The sequence below is a fragment of the Frankia sp. BMG5.60 genome (genome assembly GCF_059428125.1).
Map to the genome: position 1 here is coordinate 5,688,547 of NZ_CM182091.1, position 21,417 is coordinate 5,709,963.

Consider the following 21,417-nt stretch of genomic DNA (forward strand, 5'->3'; position numbering starts at 1 on the left):
GGCCGCGCGGCTGGTCCGGATCAGCCGCGTGCCGGCGGGGTCGCAGCCTGCCTGGTGGGGTCGCCGCGTCCGCCTCGGGTGGATGCCGGCGGCCTCGCCGGGACGGACCTGTGGCCGAAACGGGCCGTAGGGTCGGGATGGTGACGTCTGCTACCACGCCGTCGGCCCCGTCCACCCCGCCGGCCGCCCGCCGGCTGATGTTCGTCCATGCCCATCCCGACGACGAGGTGATCTCCACGGGGATCGCGCTCGCCTCCTACGCTGCGGCCCCGGACACCTCCGTCACCCTCGTGACCTGCACGTTGGGGGAGGAGGGCGAGGTGCTGGTGCCCGAGTTGATCAATCTGCGGGCGGACCGCGGCGATCAGCTCGGCGGCTACCGGATCGCCGAGCTCGCCGGGTCCTGCGCCGCGCTCGGCATCACCGACCAGCGTTTCCTCGGCGGCCCGGGTCGCTGGCGGGACAGCGGCATGATCGGTACCCCGGCGAACGACCATCCCCGCAGCCTGTGGCGGGCCGACCTGGCCGAGGCGACGGCCGAGCTGGTCCGGATCGTCCGCGACGTCCGGCCGCACGTGCTGGTCAGCTACGACTCCAACGGCGGCTACGGGCATCCCGACCACATCCGGGCCCACCAGGTCACCGCGCGGGCCTTCACCGACGCCGCCGACCCGGCGTTCGCCCCGGGCACCGGCGAGCCCTGGCAGGTCGCCAAGCGCTACGAGACGGCGATGCCCCGCTCGCGGGCCGTCGCGGGTTTCGAGCTCTTCCGCGACTCCGCCGACCAGAACAACCCCTTCGCCGGCCTGAAGTCCGTCGACGACCTGGCGATGACACTCGTCGACGACGCCGACATCACCGCCGAGATCACCGCGCCGGAGTTCTTCGACGCCAAGATCGCCGCGATGCGGGCGCACCGGACCCAGATGGCCGTCGACGGCTTCTTCTTCGCCCTCGCCGACGGCATCGGCCAGCGGGCGTGGGGCGTGGAGCACTTCGTGCTCGCCGCGGGCACCCGTGGTCCCGGCGACGGGCCCGACGGCCGCGAGCGGGACCTGCTCGCCGGCGTCACCTTCTGACCATCCCGGGAATCCCGCCGGCCTGCCCGCCGTTGGTGCACATGTGCAGCGGTGTAACGCTGTAATCAGTGCACGCACGGGTGCGGGCCCGGGAGGTCGGATGCACGCCAGCAACGAGGAATATCCCCACCGTCCGGATGAGCCGTTGGACGCCTACTCGACGATCGTCACCCAGGTCGCCGCCGCGCTGACCCCGTCGGTGGCCAGCCTGCGGGTGCGGACCCGGCGCGGGGCCGGGGCGGGATCGGCCGTCGTGTTCACCGACGACGGTTTCCTGCTCACCTCGGCCCACGTCGTCGAGGGGCTGCTCGGCGGGGATGGCTCCCCGGTCGGGCTCGCCCAGTTCGCGGACGGGACCGAGCGCGAGTTCGACGTCGTCGGCGCCGACCCGCTGTCCGATCTCGCCGTGCTGCGGGCCCGTGGGGCGACGCCGCGGGCCGCCGTCCTCGGCGACGCCGCCGGGCTTCGGGTCGGCCAGCTCGTCGTCGCCGTCGGCAACCCGCTCGGGCTGACCGGCAGCGTGACGGCCGGCGTCGTGAGCGCGCTCGGCCGGTCGCTGCCGACCCGCGCCGGCTCCGCGGTGCGGGTGGTGGACGAGGTCATCCAGACCGACGCGGCGCTGAACCCGGGCAACTCGGGCGGCGCGCTCGGCACGGCCGACGCGCGGGTGATCGGGATCAACACCGCCGTCGCCGGAGTGGGGCTGGGGCTTGCCGTCCCCGTCAACGCGGCGACCCGGAAGATCCTCGCCGCGCTCATGCGTGACGGGCGGGTGCGCCGGGCCTACCTTGGCGTGGCCGGGGTCCGGGTCCCGCTGCCGCCGGCCGTCGCGGAGCGCACCGGCCAGAGCCACGGTGTCCGCCTCGCCGAAGTGGTCGTCGACAGCCCGGCGGGCGGCGCGGGCCTGTTCACCGGGGATCTCGTGCTGTCGTTGGACAGGCTTCCCATCGTCACCCCCAGTGATCTTCAGCGGCTGCTGACGGAGGCCACGATCGGCCGCGCGGTGGAGCTGACGGTCTGGCGACGCGGCGCCATGGTGGACGTCATCGTCGTCCCCCGGGAGCTCGTCACCACCTGACCCTCGTCAGGGGCCCGGGCAGGCCGCGCCGGGCGGGGCGCGTCGGGTGGGGTGAGGTCGTGGCCGACGTCGCACTCCGCCGCCCGGCAGGGGGATGCGGTCGGACTGCCCAGGCGGTTCTGGCGCTTCATGTCCTACTGTCGGACCATGCCCCGCCCCGGTACCGGTCCCCGTCGGACGCCGCCTTCGTCTCGGTCGTCCGAGTCGTCCCGGTCATCCCGACGGCCGGGAATGGGGCCGGCCCAGGGCGCCTCGTCCGGGGGCGGCTCCGCGGCCGGCGCGGCGCCGTCCCGGGCCGCTGGGAAGGGCGCGAAGCGCGCTAACGGCTCAGCGGGGGTGACGGGGACGTCGGGGACGTCGGGGGTGACCGGTTCGGTGGTTCCGGGCGGGAAGTCGGGGCTGTCCGGCCGGCCCGGGCCCGCCGCGTCGACGTCCGAACCGGAACCGGGTCGGGTCTTCCTCGGTTTCTCGTATGCGCTGGGGGTCATCCTCGGCGTCGGGCTGGGTCTCTACGGCGTCTTCCTCGTCCCCGAGGGCCCCCGTCCGGGCGGCACGCTGCTGTCCGTCGGACTGCTGCTGGCGTTGGTGGGCAACGGGGCGGCGGCGCTGCTGGTGCGCTGGCTGACCGGTACTCGGCTGGGCCCGGCGACGGTGCTGATCGGCTGGATGCCGGTGGTGCTGCTGCTCGCCGCCTCCCGCCCCGAGGGCGACCTGCTGCTGCAGTCCAGCGCCACCGCGTACGCGTTCCTGCTGCTCGGCGGCCTGAGCCCGATCGTCGTGGCGGTCCTCGGCGGGGCGCGCCGCGGGTTCACCGTGCTCCCGCCCCTGCGCTGACCGGCGCCGGCACGCTCCCGGCCGCGACGGCGTTCCCCCGCGACGGCGTTCCCCCGCGACGGCGTTCCCCCGCGACGACGGAGGTGCCCCCGATGGCGGGGGTACGCCCACTGTGCAAGATGTCACCGGCTCCGGCATCCGGGGCCACGGCAGGGGACCGCGACGGTAGCGTGAGCGGGTGGGCAGCCCGCCGCAGGAGATCCGCAGCGATCCACCCGCCGTCCGGGTACCCCTGGATGCGGGTGACTTTCGCCGGGCGGTCGGCAGGTTCGCCACCGGTGTGACGGTTCTCACCACCGTGGTCGAGGGGCGCCATCTCGGCATGACGGCGAACTCGTTCGTCTCGGTCTCCCTCGACCCGTTGCTGGTGCTGGCCAGCATCCGCCGCGACGCCCGGTTCCACGGCCCGCTGCTGGCCGCCGGGATCTGGGGCGTCTCGGTGCTCGCCGCCGACATGACCGAGGTCTCGCGCTTCTTCGCCCGGCGGGCGTACGAACAGCCCGGCGACATGTTCGCCCAGTGGCCGCACACGATCGGGGGGCAGACCGGCGTCGTCCTGCTCGACGGCGCCCTGTCGGTCTTCGAGTGCCGGACGGTGTCGACGCACGCCGGTGGGGATCACACCCTGGTCGTCGGTGAGGTGGTGTCGCTCGCGCAGCCTCGCGACGACGCCGACCCACTCGTGTTCTTCGAGGGGAAGTACCTCGACCTGGCGCCGTCCCGCGAGACGGTCCCCGCCCAGGACGGTGAGGCGAAGCGGATCTAGTTGAGGCGGGCGCGGGCCGCCGCGGCGGCCTGGCGGGCGGCGGCGGCCGCAGCGGGCTCCACCTCGGCCACGGTGTCGGCGAAGGTCGTCAGATCGGTCGCGCCGCCGAGGAAGTCGCCCAGCCGCACGCGCAGCTCGCCGCGCTCGCGGCGCAGGTTCGCCGGGTGGTGGGGGAGCAGCAGCGAGAGCTCGACGGCCCACAGCCGGGTCCGCGGCGTGTCCGCGCGGGCGGCGAGGATGCGGATGTTGCCGAGGATGCGGCTCAGCACGTCCGCGGGGCTCATCGGAGCCAGGTGCGCCCGGTTGAACGCGACCCCCGCCGCGCGGACCTTCGCCGCGGCGTCGTGGATGGTCAGCAGCCGGCCGGCCGCGAAGGGGTCGACGAGCACGTAGTCCTCGGGCGAGCCGACGGCGACGACGACATGCCCCGGCAGGCCGACCGGGTACGCGGCGACCCCGAGCCGCTGGGCCACCTCCAGCCAGACGACGGAGAGCAGGATCGGCAGGCCCCGGCGGCGGCGCAGCACGTCGGGCAGCAGCGAGGAGCGCACATCGTCGTAGTCGTCCGCGGAACCGGCGAAGCCGGCGTCGAGCCCGAGCGCCTCGTGCAGGGCCTCCGCGGCGGCCCGCGGATCGAGGGCGCCGAAGCGGCGCAGCTCCCCGAGGCGGCCGACCGGGTCGGCGCCGGGCCCCGGCTGACCCCCGCCGGTGCCACCGGCCGGCGGCGGCGTGCCGCGCTCCACCCTGGGGAAACCCCGGGTGGCGGTGGCTCGGGCGGCGAGCAGCGGGCGGGCGCGCACGGCGAGCGCATCCAGGGCCCCGAGGGTGGCCGCGGCGTCGGCGGCGTCGGCGGTCACGTCCGCCTCGGCGGCGAGCAGGTGGCAGGCGACGGCCAGGTCGACGGGCTCGCGCCGGACGACCTCGGCGAACCGGCTACGGCTGCGGGCGCTCATCCGCGATCCGTCCCGCCCGCGTCGCTCGGGGAGCTCGCCCGCCCGCCGGCGGCCCCGGCCGCCGTCCCCGGAGCCGGGTTCGGCGCAGTGCCCTGTTCGTTCATGGCTGGGGTTCCGTCACGTCTGGGGTTCCGTCATGTCTGGGATTGTCGCTCGCCGGACCGGCCGGGTTCGGACGATGGTGCCCGGAGCCGGTATGTCCGCATCGGCGTCGAGAGGACCAGCCGCGGTCGTGACCTGCGCGGCCGGATCGGTGGGTGATCGCCGCGCGGGGGGTCTAGGGGGTATGACGCGTGCCGCGACCACGTCATCCTCGGTAATCTGGACGTGCGTGCCCTCCGCCGTTTCGACCGTCAGCACGCGCGATGACCATGACCGTAGCGTCCCGAGAACGTCACTGAGAGGTATCGGACCCGGGATGCGCCTGCGGATCATGACTCGCGCGCCGATGTCGGCCTGAGTGATGCGGACGACATACACCACCAGCGCACGCCCTTGTTGTCGACACGGAACTGTCCATGTCGATACTAAGGACTCAGTCGCCCGCGAGCCCGAGGAGGAACAACCGGTGACCTACGTCATCGCGGAGCCCTGTGTCGATGTCAAGGACAGGGCCTGCATCGAGGAGTGCCCGGTCGACTGCATCTACGAGGGCGGACGGATGCTCTACATCCAGCCCGACGAGTGCGTCGACTGCGGAGCATGTGAGCCGGTCTGCCCCGTGGAGGCCATCTACTACGAGGACGACGTCCCCGATCAGTGGAAGGGGTACACGGACACGAACGCCAACTTCTTCGAGGAGCTCGGTTCGCCGGGCGGTGCCTCGAAGGTCGGCGCGCTGGACTTCGACCCGCCGGCGGTCGCCGCGCTGGCCCCCCAGGGCGAGTCCTGAGCGGCTCTGGGAGGTCGGGCAACACCTCCGGAGTCCTGCGGTCACCAGCCCGTTCCCGCGTGCGGCTGCCCGACTTCCCCTGGGACCAGCTCGTCTCCTACAAGGAGAAGGCCCGCACGCACCCCTACGGGCTCGTTGACCTCTCGGTCGGGACTCCGGTCGACTCCACACCGGCCGTCGTGCAACAGGCGCTGGCCGGTGCCGCGGATGCTCCGGGCTATCCGCTGACGGTCGGCACCCCGGATCTTCGGGAGGCGGCGGCGGGCTGGTTGGCCCGCCGGCTCGGCGTCCTCGTGGATCCGGGTGCCGTCCTGCCGGTGCTCGGTACCAAGGAGCTGGTCGCCCAGCTCCCGGGGCAGCTCGGTCTCGAACCAGGAGACCGGGTCTGGGTGCCGACGCCGGCGTACCCGACCTATGAGGTCGGTGCCCTGCTTGCTCGCTGCGAGCCGGTCGTCGGCCCCGCGGACGGGGTGACGCTCGTCTGGCTGAACTCGCCCGCGAACCCGACGGGGCGGGTGCTGACCGTCGACGAGATGCGAGCGGTCGTCGCCTGGGCTCGCGAGCGGGGCGTCATCGTCGCCAGCGACGAGTGCTACATCGAGCTGGGCTGGGAGGCCCGGCCCGTCTCCGTGTTGCACCCGGACGTCTGCGGCGGATCCCACGAGGGCCTGCTCGCGGTGCACTCCCTGTCGAAGCGGTCCAACCTCGCGGGCTACCGGGCCGGCTTCGTCACCGGCGACCCGCAGCTCGTCGAGGGGCTGACCGGGGTCCGCAAGCACGCCGGGTTCATGATGCCGACCCCGGTGGCGGCGGCGATGGCCGCCGCCTACGCCGACGACATCCACGTCGCCGACCAGCGGGCCCGCTACGCCAACCGGCGGGCGGTACTCGCGGCGGCGCTCGCGGTCGCCGGGTTCACCATCGACCACAGCGAGGCCGGCCTGTACCTGTGGGCCACCCGCGGCGAGGACGCGTGGGCGACGGTCGACGCCCTCGCCGGGGTCGGCGTGCTCGTCGCGCCCGGGACGTTCTACGGGGAGGGCGGTCGCCACCATGTCCGGGTCGCCCTCACCGCGCCGGACTCCCAGGTGGCGACCGTCCCCGAGCGGATGACCATGCTGGCGCCGGCCGTCGTGGCGGGCGGCGCCGGATCGCATCCGACCGGGCCGGCCGGCGGGCCGCCGGCGGGCGGCGGCTACCCGCAGTCCGGGCCGCCGGCGGGGTACGGCGCCCAGCAGGGCGGCTACGCCCCGGGTCCGGGCTACCCGGCCGGGCCGGCGCGGGTGCCCTACGAGTCCGCGGCGGGGTACGAGATCCGGCCCGCGTACGAGCCGCGACCGGGTCACGAGGGCCAGCCCGGCTACGACGGCCAGCCCCGCTACGAGGGCGCACGTGGCTACGACGGCCAGCCCCGCTACGAGGGCCAGCCCACCTATCAGGGTGAGCCCACCTACCAGGGCCAACCCGACCACCAGGGCCAACCCGACTATCAGGGTCAGCCCGACTATCAGGGCCGGACCGCCTTCCAGGGCCGGACCGGCTACGAGGGTCAGACCGGCTACGAGGGTCAGGCCGGCTATCGGGGCCAGCCCGGCTACGAGGGCCAGGCCGCTTACCAGGGTCAGGCGGGTTACGAGGGTCAGGCCGGTTATGAGGGTCAGGCCGGCTTCGAGGGCCAGCGCGGCTATGAGAGCCAGCCCGGCTACGAGCGCTCCCCGCGCCATGCGCGGCAGTCCGACTACGGCGCCCGCCCGAGCGGTCACGACGATCCGGCCCGGCGCGACGGCCAGACCGGATACGACCACACGAGCGGCTACGAGAATCCCGCGGGCCACGAGCGGTCGACCGGCCACGACGACCCGCCGACCGGCCACGGCCAGCCCTCCGGAGCCGGCCGCCACGCCGCCGGCGGCTCGTGGAACGGCGAGCCGGACATCCGCTGACCCTGCGGCCGGCCCCCGGGCCGGCCGCAGCCGGCGCTGCCAGGAACCCGCGCGCCACGCGTCCCACGCCACGCGTCCCACGCCACGCGGCCTCGGGGGCAGGCGACCCCACAACGGCCGTCCCGGGGCGAGCGGAAACCACGGCGTGGCCGGTACCGCCGCCGACCTCGTAAGGTCGGGCCTGTGAGCGCACCCAACACGAGCTTCGACTCCCCGATCGATCCCATCATCGACGAGCTGTGGGACCGCCGGGCCGACCTGACCCCCGACGACGCCGACGCCCGCAAGACGATCGTCGCGGCCGTCGACGCCGTCGACGCCGGGATCGCCCGCGTCGCGACCGTCGCCGCGGACGGCTCGGTCGTCGTCGACGAGCGGGCCAAGCGGGCGATCCTGCTGTCCTTCAAGGTTCTGCCGATGGCCGAGTCGGCCGCCGGGGACTTCCACTACCACGACCGGATGCCGCTGAAGACCCGGTTCGACGGTGTCCGGGTGGTGCCGGGGGCCATCGTCCGCTGGGGTGCGCACGTCCAGCCCGGCGCGATCCTCATGCCCAGCTACACGAACATCGGCGGCTACGTCGGCGCCGGCACCCTGGTCGACACCTGGGCGACGGTCGGGTCCTGCGCCCAGGTCGGCAGCAACGTCCACCTCTCGGGCGGGGTCGGGCTCGGCGGCGTGCTCGAACCGCCGAACGCGGTCCCCGTCGTCATCGAGGACGACGCCTTCGTCGGCAGCCGGTGCATGGTCGTCGACGGGGCGAGGGTCCGTCGGGGCGCCAAGCTCGGCGCCGGGGCGATCCTGACCGCGTCCACCCACGTCTTCGACGCCAACACGGGCGAAGAGTACCCGCGCGGCGAGATCCCCGAGCGGGCGGTCGCCGTCGGCTCCAGCCGGCTGAAGTCGTTTCCCGGGGGCGAGTTCGCGATGCCGTGCATCCTGGTGCTGCGCACCCTCGCCGAGGGCGAGATCCACGACAAGCTGGCGCTGAACGACATCCTGCGCGAGCACGGCGTCGCCGGCTGACCTCAGGCCTCGCGGGGTCGAGCCGCGCCACCGGGCGCGTCGGCGCCGCGGCTCGGCACCGCGCGGGCCGTAGGGTCGACGGCATGGATCTGGATCTCACCGTTCCGGTCGGCGAGCTCACCCGGCGGCTGGTCGACGTGCCGTCCGTCAGCGGCGAGGAGGCTCCGCTCGCGGACGCGGTGGAGAAGGCTCTCGCGGCGGTCGACGGGCTGCGGGTCGCCCGCGACGGCGACGCCGTGGTGGCCCGGACCTTCCTCGGCCGGCCGTCGCGGATCCTGCTCGCCGGGCATCTGGACACCGTCCCGCTGGCGGACAACCTGCCCGCGCGGGTGGTGGGCGGGCGCCTCTACGGGTGCGGCACGTCCGACATGAAGGCGGGCGTGGCGATCGCGCTGCGGCTGGCGGCCACCCTGCCGATCACCGACGCGGGTGCGTTGCGGCACGACGTCACCTGGATCTGCTACGACAACGAAGAGGTCACCGCCGACCGCAACGGGCTGCGCCGCCTCGCCGCGCGGCACCGGGACTGGCTGGACGCGGACCTCGCCATCCTCATGGAGCCCACCTCCGGCGAGGTGGAGGCCGGCTGCCAGGGCACGCTGCGCGCCGTCGTCACGCTGCCCGGCACCCGGGCACACTCCGCCCGCTCCTGGCTCGGTGACAACGCCATCCACAAGGCCGCCGAGGTCCTGCGCCGGCTCGGTGAGTACCGGGCCCGGACGGTGACGCTGGACGGGTGTACCTACCGTGAGGGGCTGTCCGCGGTCCGCATCGACGGCGGTGTGGCCGGCAACGTGATCCCCGACCTGTGCCGGGTGACGGTGAACTTCCGGTTCGCGCCGGACCGCACACCCGAGGACGCGTTCGCCCACGTCCGGGAGGTCTTCGAGGGCTATGACCTGGAGCTGACCGACCGGGCGGGCGGCGCGCCGCCCGGGCTTGCCGCGCCGGCCGCGGCCGCCTTCGTCGCCGCCACCGGGCGCGTCCCGGTGGCGAAGTACGGCTGGACGGACGTCGCGCGCTTCGCCGAGCTCGGCATCCCGGCGCTGAACTACGGCCCGGGTGACCCGAACCTCGCCCACACCCGCGACGAGTACGTGGAGCTCGCCGCGATCGACGAGGGCGAACGGCTGCTGCGCCGCTACCTGACCGCCTGACCGCCTGACCGCCTGGCCGCCTGGCCGCCTGGCTGGCCGGCTGACCGGCTGAGCACCTGGCCGTCTGAGCACCTGAGCGTCGCGGCTCCCCGCGTGCTGGTCCGAACGAGGCCGGCACGGGGATGCGTAGCCCCTCGCAACGTTGGTATTCGGGCGGTCATCGAAGGGTTCGCAATCCGCCCGACCACTGGCTGCCGGCGTCGATCTGGCTCACGGTAAAATGGGCGCTCTCGGCTAATCTCAGCGGGCTAGGTCGGCCTCTTAGGCTGGCATTCTGTGATGGCGGGGCGTCATCACGCGGCGAGTGGCTCATGATCCATAGTGCTGTCGCGACATCGGTGAAAGCTGAGAGGCGCCGTGAAAAGTCCACAACGGGGGGTTGTCATGAGAAGGTTCGTTCGCCCGCCCGGCCGCCGCCTCTCCCTGGTGCTGTTGCTGCTGGTGGCCGCGTGTGGCCCGGTGTCGATCGAGAGCGGCGGCCACGGGGGGACCGGCGGCGACTCGGCCAGCCCCGGTCTGTCGGCGTCGCCCGCTCCGACCGCGCCGACGATGGCCTCACCGGGATCTCCCAACAAGGTGCCAACTTCATCGGCGGGATCCGTGTCCCCCGTGCCCGTGCCCGCCGTCACCGGCGGTACGGCGGACACGGCGGCGACGGATCCGCCGAATCCGGTGTGGGGAACCCCGGTTCTGGCCGACTCCTTCAACGGAACCGCGCTCGATACCCGTAAATGGGTGATCTACGACTCGCCGCAGGTCAAGTTGATGCCTCGGTCACCGGCGAATGTCGCGGTCTCGGATGGCGCGCTGCGCCTCACCGGCTGGATCGACTCCGCCGGGCGGGACGTCTCGGGGGGTGTGGCAAGCCGCATCAACCTCCGGTACGGCCGCTGGGAGGCGAGGATCCGGGCCGAACGCGGTTCGGGTTACTCGGCGGTGGTCCTGCTCTGGCCGAAGTCGGAGAAATGGCCGACGGACGGTGAGATCGACATCATCGAGGTGCCGGACCCCCAGCGGCAGGTCGGCGGCAACTTCCTTCATCTCGGCAGCGACAACCGGCAGATCGAGAACAAGGTTCACGCGGATTTCACCCAGTGGCACACGGTCGGGGTGGAGTGGCTGCCGAACCGGATCACCTACTACCTCGATGGCGCGGTTGCCTGGACCGTCACGCGACCGGCGAGTTCACGCGAGCGCAACATGATTCCGAGCAAGCCGATGCACATGACGCTGCAACATGACCGTGGCTGTTTCCAGCTCATTCCGTGTCGTAACGCGCAGACGCCGCCCACCGTGTCGATGTACGTCGACTGGATCAAGATATATCGCGCCCCGTCGACGCTGCTCTGAGGCGTTACCGCCGCGGTGGCGCCGGTACCGGGCCGCGGTGCACCGGAGGGCAAACGAGCGAAGGGGTGCCGGGAGCCGAATCCGACGGCTCGCGGCACCCCTTCCCGGTGCTCTTTCCTCAGTTTGCGGCGCGGCGCAGACCCACCCGGCCCCGCACGTAGCCGAAGGAGGTCGCGGCCACCCCGAAGACGACGGCCGCCGCGCGGGCGCGGTGACCGCCGCCGGTCAGGTCGCGCCAGACGGCTCGCGGGAGGGTCCGGCTCACGTAGGTGCGCTCGGCCTCCAGGGCAGACTCCTGGCCGACGAGGCCGGCGACCCGGGCCTTCGACAGCCCCTCCGCGTAGCAGCGTCGCCGGAAGTAGGTGAACGTCGCCCGGTCGGTGGTCACGCGGTGGGCGACCACCGATCCGGGTTCGTACAGGACGACCGCGTCCGGGTTGGACTGGCGGAGGCGGATCCCGAACTCGGTCTCCTCGCAGCCCATCGGGTCGGTGCCCGTGCGGCCGATGCCCTCGGTGAAGTCGCCGACCGCCTCGAAGGCCGAGCGCCGGAACGACATGGAGGCGCCGATCGGATTGCGCACGGGGGCGCGGGAGGTGGGCAGCCCCGCATAGCTGCACCCGACCACCCAGTCGAACTCGGGCGGGAACCAGCCCGGTCGGTCGGTCGGCCAGGCCGCCAGGGCCGCTCCGCCGACGCCCATGACCCGGGGATCCGCGTAGGGCGCGAGCATGCGGTCGAGCCAGCCGGGCTCCGCCCGGGCGTCGTCGTCGAGGAACACGACGACGTCGCCCGTGGTGGCGGCGATCCCGGTGTTGCGGGCGCCGGACAGGCCGCGCGGGCCGGTGCTCGGCACGACCGTGACATCCGGCATGGCCGCGCCGGCGCGCCGCAGGAGCGCGTCGTTGTTGTCGACGACGAGGACGAGTTCGTCCCCGGCCGCGAGCTGCGCACGGGCGCTGTCGACGGCTCCGCGCAGGTCGTTCCAGCGTGCTTCGGTGTAGCAGCAGACAACCACCGAGGCGCTCGGCCGCTCGCCGGCGGGGCGGCGTTCGGCCGCGGGGGCGTCGACGGTCTTGACCCCGAGGCCCCGGAGGTCGTCGGTCAGGTCCTGGGTCACGCGCTCTCCAACTGGGTCGCGGAGTTGGCGACCGGCGTGGCGGGACCGCCGGCAGCGCTCCGCGGCTGCGGCTGCTCGGGGATCTCGAGCAGCGGATGCGGCAGGACGGTGGCGTGCGGCCGCAGCCGGCCCTTCCCGCGCCGCTCGACGATGATGGTGCGCAGCACCCGGATGCCGTCGGAGAGGGCATTGAGGTTGCTGGCGCCGTGGATCCGGTGGTGCTCGTAGCTCGGCACCTCGACCACCCGCAGCCCGGCGAGGGCGACCCGCATGTTGATGAGGGTCTCGATCTCGAATCCGTCGCCCCAACGCTTCACCGAGTCCGACGGGCCCGGGTCCATCTCCAGGACGGGCAGGCACCGGCGCCAGAAGGCGTTGTATCCGTAGCACAGATCGGTGTAGCGGCTGCCGATGAGCAGGTTCACCAGGCCGTTGAGGACCCGGTTACCCAGAGCACGCAGCTGGGTGATGTCGCTGCTTCCGCCGCCGGCGCAGAAGCGCGAGCCCTTGGCGAAGTCCGCGCCGAGGACGAGCGCCGACACGTACGCGTCGATCTCGCCTGGGTCGGCCGAGCCGTCGGCGTCGAGCATGACGATGATCGCACCGGTGGCGGCCGCGAACCCGGACGCCAGCGCGTTGCCCTTCCCGCGTCTGGTCTGGCTCACGATGACCACGTCCGGACGCAGGCGGCGGGCGACCTCCACGGTTCCGTCCGTCGATCGTCCGTCGACGACCACGATCTCCACGTCGGCTGGCAGCCGCGCGAAGACATGCGCCAGATTGCGGGCCTCATTCAGCGTCGGAATGATGACGCTCACGGTCGGTCGATGCTGCGTTGACGACATGAGTATTTCCCCCCATAAAACTCGGTGCCCCCCCGTGCGAAGGGCCCTCGGCGCTATGCCCTGCGGGACCCTCGACAGGCGGAGTCGCCGCGGAGGAATGCCTGTGGATGGAGGCTAAATTTCTCCCCGTGCCCCCGTAGGTCGTCGCCGATTCTTGGCGCGCACCACATACCCCCGCTGAAGGATAGCAGGAAGCGATGCTCGAGGGCTACCAGCCCGCCGATCCCCTCGAAGGTTCCGTGGATGCCATGGCTCGATCACGCTTTGTGATGCGGGCCGGATCGGGATTCTTTCGCCGGAGCAAAGGGCGGGCGGACGGCGGCTTTGCGCCTGTCGCTAACCATCAGTTCGAACGGTCGGCAAGGCGAACGATCCATGTGTAACTAGAATCTCTATATGACCGCCGCCGGGTCTGACCCGGTGCCGGGACGCCGGGTCGGGGGCGGACGAGGCCGATCCTGGGGCCCCGAAGAGAACGGGCCGGGTCTGCGGCGTAACAAGCGCGTGAAGCCCGCTCGCCAGCGGTTACTGCGGGTTCGGGTGGATCCGGTCCGTGGCGTCCGGCACCCGGAGGGGGCCCACCGACGTGCTAGCATGACCGGAACGGGTGGCGTATACGCAAAAAGGCATGGAAGCCTGGCGCGCCACCTTCCGAAGGCTGGGGGGCTGGTTCGGGAGTCGGACACTTCGCGCGTAGCTGGTTATTACCGCCATTGGGCATAATTGTCCGAATCGTCCATGGTGGATCTCTGTCGTTGGTCAGTTGGGGGGCTGGCTTCAGCATGCTCGAATTCGATCGGCAAGGCGGCGCGGAGCGTTCCGATCTGACATCCCGCACGGCGTCGGAAAGTCCGGCCGCTCTGGTTGCACCTTGCTGTTCTCTCAGGCAGGCCATCAGCGCCTGCGCGGCGCCGAATCCAACGGACGAACCTCAGATGTGTGGTCAAGAGCACATTCCCGCGGCCATCAAGGCCGATATTCTGGCGACTCCCGCGCGCGTCGACGATGCCTCCATCCCGGCTCCGTCGGTAGACGCCCTTGACATCAATGCGGCCAGGTCCGTGACCGGGTCCGGAGCGGGAATGCCCGCGCGCCGGTCCGGTTCCGGCGTGCAATCCGGACCTCAATCCGAACCTCAACCGGCACTTGCACGACGGCTGCTCACCACTCTCGCGGCCTGGTACCGGCTCGCCGTCCTGTGCTCGCGGGTGCAGGGGCGTCATCGAGTGGTCGGCCAGGAGCCGGACGCCGGCCGGGCCGTCCGGATCGCGGAATACGAGCTGACCACCGCGCTGCTGACGGCCCGGGCGGCCCTCGGTCGCCCGCAGGCCACCTTCGGCGAGGTCCGGGTGCTGGTCCGCTGCCACGGCGTCCCGGTCGGGCAGCTCGAGATTCCGGACAGTGGGGACGCCAACGCCGTCGAGATTCCCCTGCTGGTCAAGAAGCAGGGGCTGGACCAGCACGGGTGCTCCCATACCTGGCCGGTCTCCGTGCACGAGCGGCGCAGTCCGGCCAGCGTGGTCATCCCGACCCGCGACCGGCCGGCGAGCCTCGGCCGGCTGATCACCTCCCTGCGTGCGGTGGCCGCCACCGACATCGAGTTCCTGATCGTCGACAACGCCCCGGGCACGGCCGCGACCCGCGACCTCGTCGAGACGGTCAGCCGGTCCGACGGGCGCTTCCGTTACCTGTGCGAGCCACGCCGGGGCGCGGCCCGCGCGCGCAACACCGGGCTCGCCGCGGCCGGAGGGCGTGCCATCGCCTTCCTCGACGACGACACCCAGGTCGACCAGCACTGGCTGCCGGCGATCCTCGGCGGGTTCGACGCCGCGGACGACGTCGGCTGCGTGACCGGTCTGGTGCTGCCCGACGAGCTGACAACCTCGGCGCAGATCTGGTTCGAGCAGTACGGCGGCTTCGGCAAGGGGTTCGAGCGGAGGGTCTACGACCGCTGGACCCGGGGGAGCGCCCTCTACCCGTACGCCGCCGGCGCCTTCGGCTCCGGCAACAACGTCGCCTTCGATGCGGACACCGTCCGCGAACTCGGTGGCTTCAACGAGATCCTCGGGCCCGGTACGCCGACGCATGCCGGGGAGGACCTTGAGCTGTTCACCCGGACCATCCGCGCCGGCCACCGGATCGTCTACGAACCTTCGGCGATCGTTTACCACACCCACCGGCAGCAGTACGGCGAGCTGCTCGACCAGCTCCGCAACTACGGCACCGGGCTGTCCGCGATGCTGCTGGCCCAGGCGACGGCCAGTCCCCGGGAGCTCCTGGAGATCATGCGCCGGGTACCCGCCGGGCTGTTGTTCCTCCTGCTCCCGCGGTCGTCGAAGAACGTCAGCCGCGGGCCGCGTTTCCCCGCCGAGCTGGTGCTGACCGAGGTGCTCGGCATCGCCTCGGGACCGTTCGCGTACGCGCGGGCGCGGCGCGCCCAGCTCGGCCACGGGGATCGGAGCAGGCCAGGTGAAGCGGAGGACCACGCCAGGTGAAGCGGAGTAGCCCTGGGCGCCCCGGCGCGCGCGGGCGGGAGCGTTCCCACCCGCGTCATGCCCGGACCCGATCCCGTCCGCGGTTCGCCCCCCTGCGGGCGGTCTCCTCGGCCATGGGGATCCTGCATTCGCCGTTGCTGCGCAACGCGATCCTGCTGATGGCGTCCACGGCTATCACCGGAGTGCTCGGCATCGCCTTCTGGGCGATCGCCGCCTGGAAGTACTCGCCCGAGAACGTGGGACGCGCCTCCACCGCCGTCTCCACGATGCTGCTGCTCTCCGGGCTGGCACAGCTCAACCAGCAGAACATCCTGCCGGCCACCATCCCCGCGGCGGCGAAGCCCCGCCGGAAGATCATCCGCAACGCGTACGCCCTGTCGGGCCTGCTGGCGGCGGTGCTCGCCCTGGGCTTCGTGGCGCTGTTCGGCCGCAGCACGTTCCTCGCCGACTTCAACCCGTGGTTCTCGGTGTTCTTCGTGGCGGCTGTCGCCTTCTGGTGTCTGTTCACGCTGCAGGACTCGGTACTCGCCGGGCTGCGCAAGGCGCCCTGGGTGCCGATCGAGAACGCGTTCTTCGCGGGGGCGAAGCTCGTCCTTTTGTTCGTGTTCGCCACCCTCGGGATCTCCGCCGGCCTGTTCTTCGCCTGGACGGCGCCCGTCTTCCTGCTCGTCCTCGTCATCAACACGCTCATCTGGCGCCGGGTGCTGCCGAGGAAGGACTCCCCCGACCTCACCGGTCCGCTGCCCGTGGCGGTCGCGGCGGCGGCGGCCGCACCCCGGCGGCGGGCCGACTGGTACATCATCAGCGACATGGCCGGCGGGCTGGTCCAGCTCGCCGCCACCACCCTGCTGCCCGTCATCGTCTCCGCCCGGCTGGGCTACGAGGCCACCGCGTACTTCTACACCTCGTGGAACCTGGTCTCGGTCTTCGACCAGCTCATGGGCGGTGCCACCGCGTCCCTGACCGTCGAGGGCACCCGGGAGTCCTCCCGGGTCAGCGCCCACATCCTCAGCATGGTCAAGTTCCTGCTGGCGTTCATCGTCCCGGTCGCGCTGCTCACGGCGATCTTCTCGGGCACCCTGCTCGGCGTCTTCGGCAGCGAGTACTCGCACGAGGGGACGAACCTGCTGGCGTGCCTGGCGTTGGGCGCCATCTTCCGGGCGACGATCCTGCTGGCGGTGACGATCAGCCGGGTGCAGCGCAAGGCGCGGCTGCTGCTGGCCATCCAGGGTTCCGTGAGCGTCTGCCTGCTGACGACCGCGCTGATCGTCGGATCCCACGGGCTGACCGCCATCGGGCTGGCCTACCTCGCCTGCCACGCGGTGATCGCCCTGGCCGTGGTGCCGATCTACGTCAAGGCGCTGCGCCGGCCGTCGTCGGCACCCGACCCCGCCCGCGTCGGGCTGCGGGAGCCCGCGCCCACCCGGGGTCGGCCGGTGCTGCCCCTGCCCTACGCCGACGTCCCGGAACCGGGCCTGGTGGCACCCGAGCAGCCCGACCCGTACCTCCCCGACCCCGAGACGACCTGGCTCATCGAGCGCCGGCCGTCATTCCCCGACCCCCGCCAGTCCGGCACGCGCCCACCGGGGTCCGCAGCGCGCGGTGCCGGGCCGGCGGCGCCCTCCGTGCGGGAGTACGTCGCCGATCCGGCGGGGGCCGGCGGCGAGCTCGACCCCCCGCGGTCGTCGTCGGAACCGAGCGGGCAGGCCGGCCGCCGGGATCGCCGGCTGGCGTCACCGCATTCGGATCACCACATGAGGACGGTCTTGTAGAGATGCAGAAAGTCGCACTCGCCTATCTCGGTTACGCCGGTCGCGGAAACCTCGGCGACGACGCGATCGAGCTCGTCTACAGGCGGGCGTTCCCGCAGGCGCGGATCGCCGCCCTGCCGCTGTATCCCGGCGACCTCCCCGGCCACCTGCGGGAGCGCCGGCACCTGAGTTTCCGGGACGCCTCCCTGCTGCTCGGTGGCGGCACGGTGATCGGACGCAAGAACTGGCGGGTCCACCTGCTGACCGGCGGCCGGCTCGTGGGACGCCGCCCGTTCCACCTGCTCGGCGCCGGTGTCGAGGATCCGGTGTTCCAGGGCCGTAACTCGTTCTCCGCGAACGGAGAACTGCGCCGGTGGCGACCGCTGCTGGAGCAGTTCGACCGGGTGACCGTCCGCGGACCGCGCTCCGCGGAACTGCTGGGGACCATCGGAGTGGTCAGCGAGGTCGTGGGGGATCCGGCTCTGTTGCTCGAACCCGGCCCGCTGCCGCGGTCGGTGGACGCGGGCGTACTCGGCCTCAACGTCGGCTGGGGCGACGACATGTGGGGGCACGATCCCGAGCGGGTCGGCCGGGAGCTCGCCGGCGCGCTGCGCCAGCTCGCCCGGCGCGGCTGGCGGTTCCGGGCCTTCCTCGCCAACGACAGCGACCGGGCGTACACCGAACGGCTGCTGGCCGACGCCGGGGTGACCGACCGGACCGAGGTGTACGTCACCGTCGATCCGGACACCTACCTGCACTCGGTGCGCGGCTGCTCGGTGCTCGTGGCCCAGCGGCTGCACGCGGCGATCCTGGCCTGCGCCGCCGCCGTGCCGACCATCGCCATCGGCTACCAGCCCAAGTGCGACGACTTCATGGCCTCCCTCGGCCAGGAGCGGTTCCTCCTGCGCACGGACGAGGTCGACGCCGAGTCGCTCGTCGATCTGGTGGAGAAGGTCGACGCGGATCGCACGGACCACGTGATGCGGCTGCAGATCGCCGTCGACGCCCGCCGCGCGGCCCTGCGCGCGGCGCTGGCGCGCATCGGCGATCAGCTCGGCCTCGACCACGCCGCCGGGTAGGCACCGGGCGGGCCTCGACCAGCACCGGCGTCGGATTCCCACCGGCGCCGGCCCGGGCACGGCCCCGGCGACGCCACCCCTGGCACCTCATCCACCCCCACCCCATCCACCTTCACCTCCACATTCACCGCGGCATCCACCTCCAACCCGGCGTCCACATCCACCCGGCATCCCCGGCATCCACCCAGCGGAGACAGGTTTACGTGCAGATGAGCGGAGTTCGCGCCCGCCTGGCGGTCGGCCTGGGACTGATCTGTCTCGTGATGCTGCCGCTCGGTGCTCCCGGCGGCCTGCGGGCCGCGGTGATCCTCCCGGCGGTCCTGCTCCTGCCGGGTGCGGCCGTTCTCAGCTTCGTGGTGATCAAAGATCGGGCGCTCTGGGCCGGCCTGGCCGTGTGCGTGAGCCTCGCCGTCGAGGCCGTCGTGCTCTGCGTGCTGCTGTGGCTGCGGATCTGGCATCCGGACGCGGTGGCCGCCGTGCTGGTCGTGCTGTCGGTGGCGATCATCATGGTCAACGCGCGACGATCCCGGTCCGCACCCGAGAGCGGCGAGGCGCGGGCGCCCGTCGCGGTCACTCTCACCGATGCCGCCCCCACCGAATTCATCGCGCGCGGCGGCGTCGGTGCTCCCACCGCACCCATCGCGCGGGGCACCGTCGGGGTCCACACCGAACCCATCGCGCGCCGCACCGGTGACGTCCAGGCCGGCGGGCGCGCGGGGACGCCGCGGCCGCGGGCCGCCGCCGCGGGGCCGCTCGTGGCTCCCGGCGTCCTCGCCGCCGTCCTGTTCGCGGTCAGCGTCGGGCGGGTGGATCCGGGGCGGATGGGGCAGTACGGCATGCTGACCGTGCTCCCGGCGACCTGGTATCTGGCGCTCGCGCTGCTGCTGGCGGGCGCGGTCGCCGTGCTGACCCGGCCCGAGGTCAACCGGGCGGCGGCGGCCGGATACCTCTTCGGGATCGTGTTCGTGCTCTTCGGCACGGCTCCGCTGGTGTACTCCGTGCCCCATTACTCCTGGGTGTACAACTACGTCGGCGTGACGCGCTACATCCTGGCGCACCACTCCCTCGACGGGAACGTCGACATCTACCAGCGGTGGCCCGGCTTCTTCGCGGTGGCCGCCTTCCTGTCGGGGCTGACCCGGACGACGGATCCCCTGGTGTTCGCGCAGTGGGCGGAGGTCTTCTTCGTCTCCGTCTCCGCACTGCTGGTGTCCTGCCTCGGCCGGTCGTACCTGCGTTCGGTGAGTCTCGGCTGGGTGGCCGCGCTCGTGTTCGTCGCGGGCAACTGGGTCGGGCAGAGCTACTTCGCACCCCAGGGCCTCGCGCTCACCCTCGCCCTCGCGATCTACTGCCTGCTCGTCGAGTTCTGCCGGTCCCCGGGGCGGGGGACGACGGGTGCGACGGGTGCGACCGACGCGACCACGCTGCGCCGCTGGGCGATCGCCGTCGCGGTGCTGCTGCAGGCCGCCGTGGTGGTCTCCCACCAGCTCACCCCGTACCTGATCGTGGTCAGCGTGGTGGTGCTCGTCGCCTCCGGCCTGGTCCGGCCGTGGCTGCTCGTCGTCCTCATGACGGTGCTCGCCGTGGCGTTCCTGATCCCGAACCTGTCCTACATCACCAGCCATTTCGGGGTCGCGTCCTCGCCCGATCCGTTGCAGAACCTGCGGCGGGTCGACCCGTACGGTGCGACGCCGCTACCGGGGAAGGCGCTGCACGCCCGGGCCGGTACCGCCCTGTCGATGCTCGTCTGGCTGCTGGCCGCCGCGGCGGTGGTGCACGGCCGGATACGCCGGCGGCCGGGGGCCGGCGTGCTCGGCCTGCTGTTCGTCTCGCCCGCGATCCTGGTCTTCGGGCAGGACTACGGGGGCGAGGCGATCTTCCGGGTCTACCTGTTCTCCCTGCCCTGGGCGGCGCTGGCCATCGCCAGCGGCATGGTCCGGGGCGAGCCGCGGCCGGTGCGGGCGAGACCGGCGGCGCGGCCGGCGCGGCCAGCGCGGCCAGCGGGTCCCGCGGTGCCGGTGGTGCGGGCACGGCGGGTCGGGGTGGTGGCCCTGGCCTGCACGGGAGCCTTCCTGCCCGCCTTCTTCGGCCAGGAGGAACTCAACTACATGCCGGCCGGCACCGTGGCGGCCAGCGACTACTTCTACGGGCACGCGCTGTCGGGCTCCGTGCTCATGTGCGCCGCCCCCAACTTCCCCCGTAGCTACGGGCCCAACTATGACGAGTTCATCCACATGAAGAATGGCGACGAACCGAACATGCTGCTCAATCCGGACCTGCGAGGGCGCGATCTGGGTCCGGCGGACGTGAGCACCGTGGTGTCGGAGATCAGGAAGTACTCCAGTCGCGGATACCTCGCCTTTGCCGACAGCGGGGACGCCTACGTCCGGACGTTCCAGCTCGCACCGGCCGGCGCACTCGGGCGGCTGGAGGCGGCCGTGGCCCGGTCGCCCTCGTTCCGGCTCTGGTACAGCAACGCCGACACGCGCATCTACGCCCTGGCCGACTCCAGAGCGGTCGGTGTGTCGAACGCGGTCGGCGTGGCGAACAACGTCCGGTTGACCCCGCCTCCCTCGCCCACGGCGGACGCCGTCGTGACGAGCGGGCCGGCCGCGGCCACCGTGTCGCTGGGGCGGCCCTGATGGCGGCGTGGCGTTCGACGACGGTCCGGTTGAGCGTCCTGGGGCTGCTCAGTGTGCTGGTCCCCCTGCTGGAGGCGGCGGACACCGGGGGGGCGGTGCGGGTCGTGCTGGCGCTCGCCTTCCACGTGACGATTCCCGGCGTCCCGCTGCTCCTGCTCACCCGCCTGGACGGCCCGGTCCTGCTCGCCTGCGTGGGCGGCGCGCTGTCCGTGGCGCTGACCATCGTCGGCGCCCAGCTCATGCTGTGGTCCGACGCGTGGCATCCCCTCGCCCTGGTGGTCGTTTTCGCGCTCGTCTCGCTGGCGGCGCTGGCCGTCGACTTCTGGCGGGCGCGCCCGTCGGCGACGCGGGCCGGCGCGGGGCGGGGCGGCCTGCGGGGGAGCGGAGCGTGATCGCGGCGTGTCCCG

At 72.6% G+C, this 21,417-nt stretch carries 18 protein-coding genes; 14 read left to right on the plus strand and 4 right to left on the minus strand.

What is annotated here, in order from left to right; translation table 11 throughout:
- Positions 1–197 precede the first annotated feature (197 nt).
- From mshB to AC5R91_RS23340, 4 genes are all read left to right on the plus strand, one after another.
- Positions 198–1,079: an N-acetyl-1-D-myo-inositol-2-amino-2-deoxy-alpha-D-glucopyranoside deacetylase gene (gene mshB, locus AC5R91_RS23325; protein WP_495398037.1), complete on the plus strand. Its 882-nt coding sequence runs from the start codon at positions 198–200 to the stop codon at positions 1,077–1,079.
- 100 nt (positions 1,080–1,179) lie between these two features.
- Positions 1,180–2,157, plus strand: a complete 978-nt coding sequence (locus tag AC5R91_RS23330) for a S1C family serine protease (protein WP_495393455.1) — start codon at positions 1,180–1,182, stop codon at positions 2,155–2,157.
- 363 nt (positions 2,158–2,520) lie between these two features.
- Positions 2,521–2,991 carry a DUF6113 family protein gene (locus AC5R91_RS23335; protein ID WP_495393456.1) on the plus strand — a complete coding sequence of 157 codons (471 nt, stop codon included), beginning with the start codon at positions 2,521–2,523 and terminating at the stop codon, positions 2,989–2,991.
- Positions 2,992–3,169: 178 nt separating this feature from the next.
- Positions 3,170–3,757 carry a flavin reductase family protein gene (locus AC5R91_RS23340; protein ID WP_495393457.1) on the plus strand — a complete coding sequence of 196 codons (588 nt, stop codon included), beginning with the start codon at positions 3,170–3,172 and terminating at the stop codon, positions 3,755–3,757.
- Here the strand turns inward: AC5R91_RS23340 and AC5R91_RS23345 are convergent.
- Positions 3,754–4,710 carry a transglutaminase family protein gene (locus AC5R91_RS23345; RefSeq protein WP_495393458.1) on the minus strand — a complete coding sequence of 319 codons (957 nt, stop codon included), beginning with the start codon at positions 4,708–4,710 and terminating at the stop codon, positions 3,754–3,756. The genes AC5R91_RS23340 and AC5R91_RS23345 overlap by 4 nt on opposite strands.
- 117 nt (positions 4,711–4,827) lie before the next feature.
- The gene (locus AC5R91_RS23350; protein ID WP_495393459.1) at positions 4,828–5,193 is read right to left on the minus strand and encodes a putative acetyltransferase; all 366 of its coding nucleotides are present in this window, start codon (positions 5,191–5,193) and stop codon (positions 4,828–4,830) included.
- A gap of 85 nt (positions 5,194–5,278) precedes the next feature.
- Here AC5R91_RS23350 and fdxA point away from each other — a divergent pair, with 85 nt between their 5' ends.
- The 5 genes from fdxA (at position 5,279) to AC5R91_RS23375 (ending at position 11,078) form a co-directional block, all read left to right on the plus strand.
- Positions 5,279–5,602, plus strand: a complete 324-nt coding sequence (fdxA, locus tag AC5R91_RS23355; protein ID WP_009742053.1) for a ferredoxin — start codon at positions 5,279–5,281, stop codon at positions 5,600–5,602.
- A 59-nt stretch (positions 5,603–5,661) separates the two neighbouring features.
- Positions 5,662–7,545: a succinyldiaminopimelate transaminase gene (gene dapC / locus AC5R91_RS23360; RefSeq protein ID WP_495393460.1), complete on the plus strand. Its 1,884-nt coding sequence runs from the start codon at positions 5,662–5,664 to the stop codon at positions 7,543–7,545.
- 183 nt (positions 7,546–7,728) lie between these two features.
- Positions 7,729–8,571 carry a 2,3,4,5-tetrahydropyridine-2,6-dicarboxylate N-succinyltransferase gene (locus tag AC5R91_RS23365; protein WP_495393461.1) on the plus strand — a complete coding sequence of 281 codons (843 nt, stop codon included), beginning with the start codon at positions 7,729–7,731 and terminating at the stop codon, positions 8,569–8,571.
- Positions 8,572–8,654: 83 nt separating this feature from the next.
- The gene (gene dapE, locus AC5R91_RS23370; RefSeq protein WP_495393462.1) at positions 8,655–9,728 is read left to right on the plus strand and encodes a succinyl-diaminopimelate desuccinylase; all 1,074 of its coding nucleotides are present in this window, start codon (positions 8,655–8,657) and stop codon (positions 9,726–9,728) included.
- A gap of 384 nt (positions 9,729–10,112) precedes the next feature.
- Entirely contained in the window at positions 10,113–11,078 is a 966-nt protein-coding gene (locus AC5R91_RS23375; protein WP_495393463.1) for a glycoside hydrolase family 16 protein, read from the plus strand.
- A 118-nt stretch (positions 11,079–11,196) separates the two neighbouring features.
- Here AC5R91_RS23375 and AC5R91_RS23380 read toward each other — a convergent pair whose 3' ends face one another.
- Both AC5R91_RS23380 and AC5R91_RS23385 read right to left on the minus strand, forming a co-directional pair.
- Positions 11,197–12,198, minus strand: a complete 1,002-nt coding sequence (locus AC5R91_RS23380) for a glycosyltransferase family 2 protein (RefSeq protein ID WP_495393464.1) — start codon at positions 12,196–12,198, stop codon at positions 11,197–11,199.
- Positions 12,195–13,043 (minus strand): glycosyltransferase family 2 protein, encoded by an 849-nt coding sequence (locus AC5R91_RS23385; protein WP_495393465.1) that lies wholly within the window; start codon positions 13,041–13,043, stop codon positions 12,195–12,197. Before AC5R91_RS23385 ends, AC5R91_RS23380 begins: the two co-directional genes overlap by 4 nt.
- A gap of 1,109 nt (positions 13,044–14,152) precedes the next feature.
- Here AC5R91_RS23385 and AC5R91_RS23390 point away from each other — a divergent pair.
- The 5 genes from AC5R91_RS23390 to AC5R91_RS23410 all read left to right on the plus strand — a co-directional run bounded on the left by AC5R91_RS23390 (position 14,153) and on the right by AC5R91_RS23410 (position 21,402).
- Positions 14,153–15,538, plus strand: a complete 1,386-nt coding sequence (locus AC5R91_RS23390; RefSeq protein WP_495393466.1) for a glycosyltransferase family 2 protein — start codon at positions 14,153–14,155, stop codon at positions 15,536–15,538.
- A gap of 113 nt (positions 15,539–15,651) precedes the next feature.
- The gene (locus AC5R91_RS23395) at positions 15,652–17,310 is read left to right on the plus strand and encodes a lipopolysaccharide biosynthesis protein (RefSeq protein ID WP_495393467.1); all 1,659 of its coding nucleotides are present in this window, start codon (positions 15,652–15,654) and stop codon (positions 17,308–17,310) included.
- Between the two features lie 2 nt (positions 17,311–17,312).
- Complete coding sequence (locus AC5R91_RS23400) at positions 17,313–18,368, plus strand: polysaccharide pyruvyl transferase family protein (protein ID WP_495393468.1); 1,056 nt, start codon at positions 17,313–17,315, stop codon at positions 18,366–18,368.
- Between the two features lie 209 nt (positions 18,369–18,577).
- Positions 18,578–21,010: a hypothetical protein gene (locus AC5R91_RS23405; protein WP_495393469.1), complete on the plus strand. Its 2,433-nt coding sequence runs from the start codon at positions 18,578–18,580 to the stop codon at positions 21,008–21,010.
- A gap of 29 nt (positions 21,011–21,039) precedes the next feature.
- Positions 21,040–21,402, plus strand: coding sequence for a hypothetical protein (locus tag AC5R91_RS23410; RefSeq protein ID WP_495393470.1), 363 nt, complete (start codon positions 21,040–21,042; stop codon positions 21,400–21,402).
- The last annotated feature ends 15 nt before the right edge of the window (positions 21,403–21,417 follow it).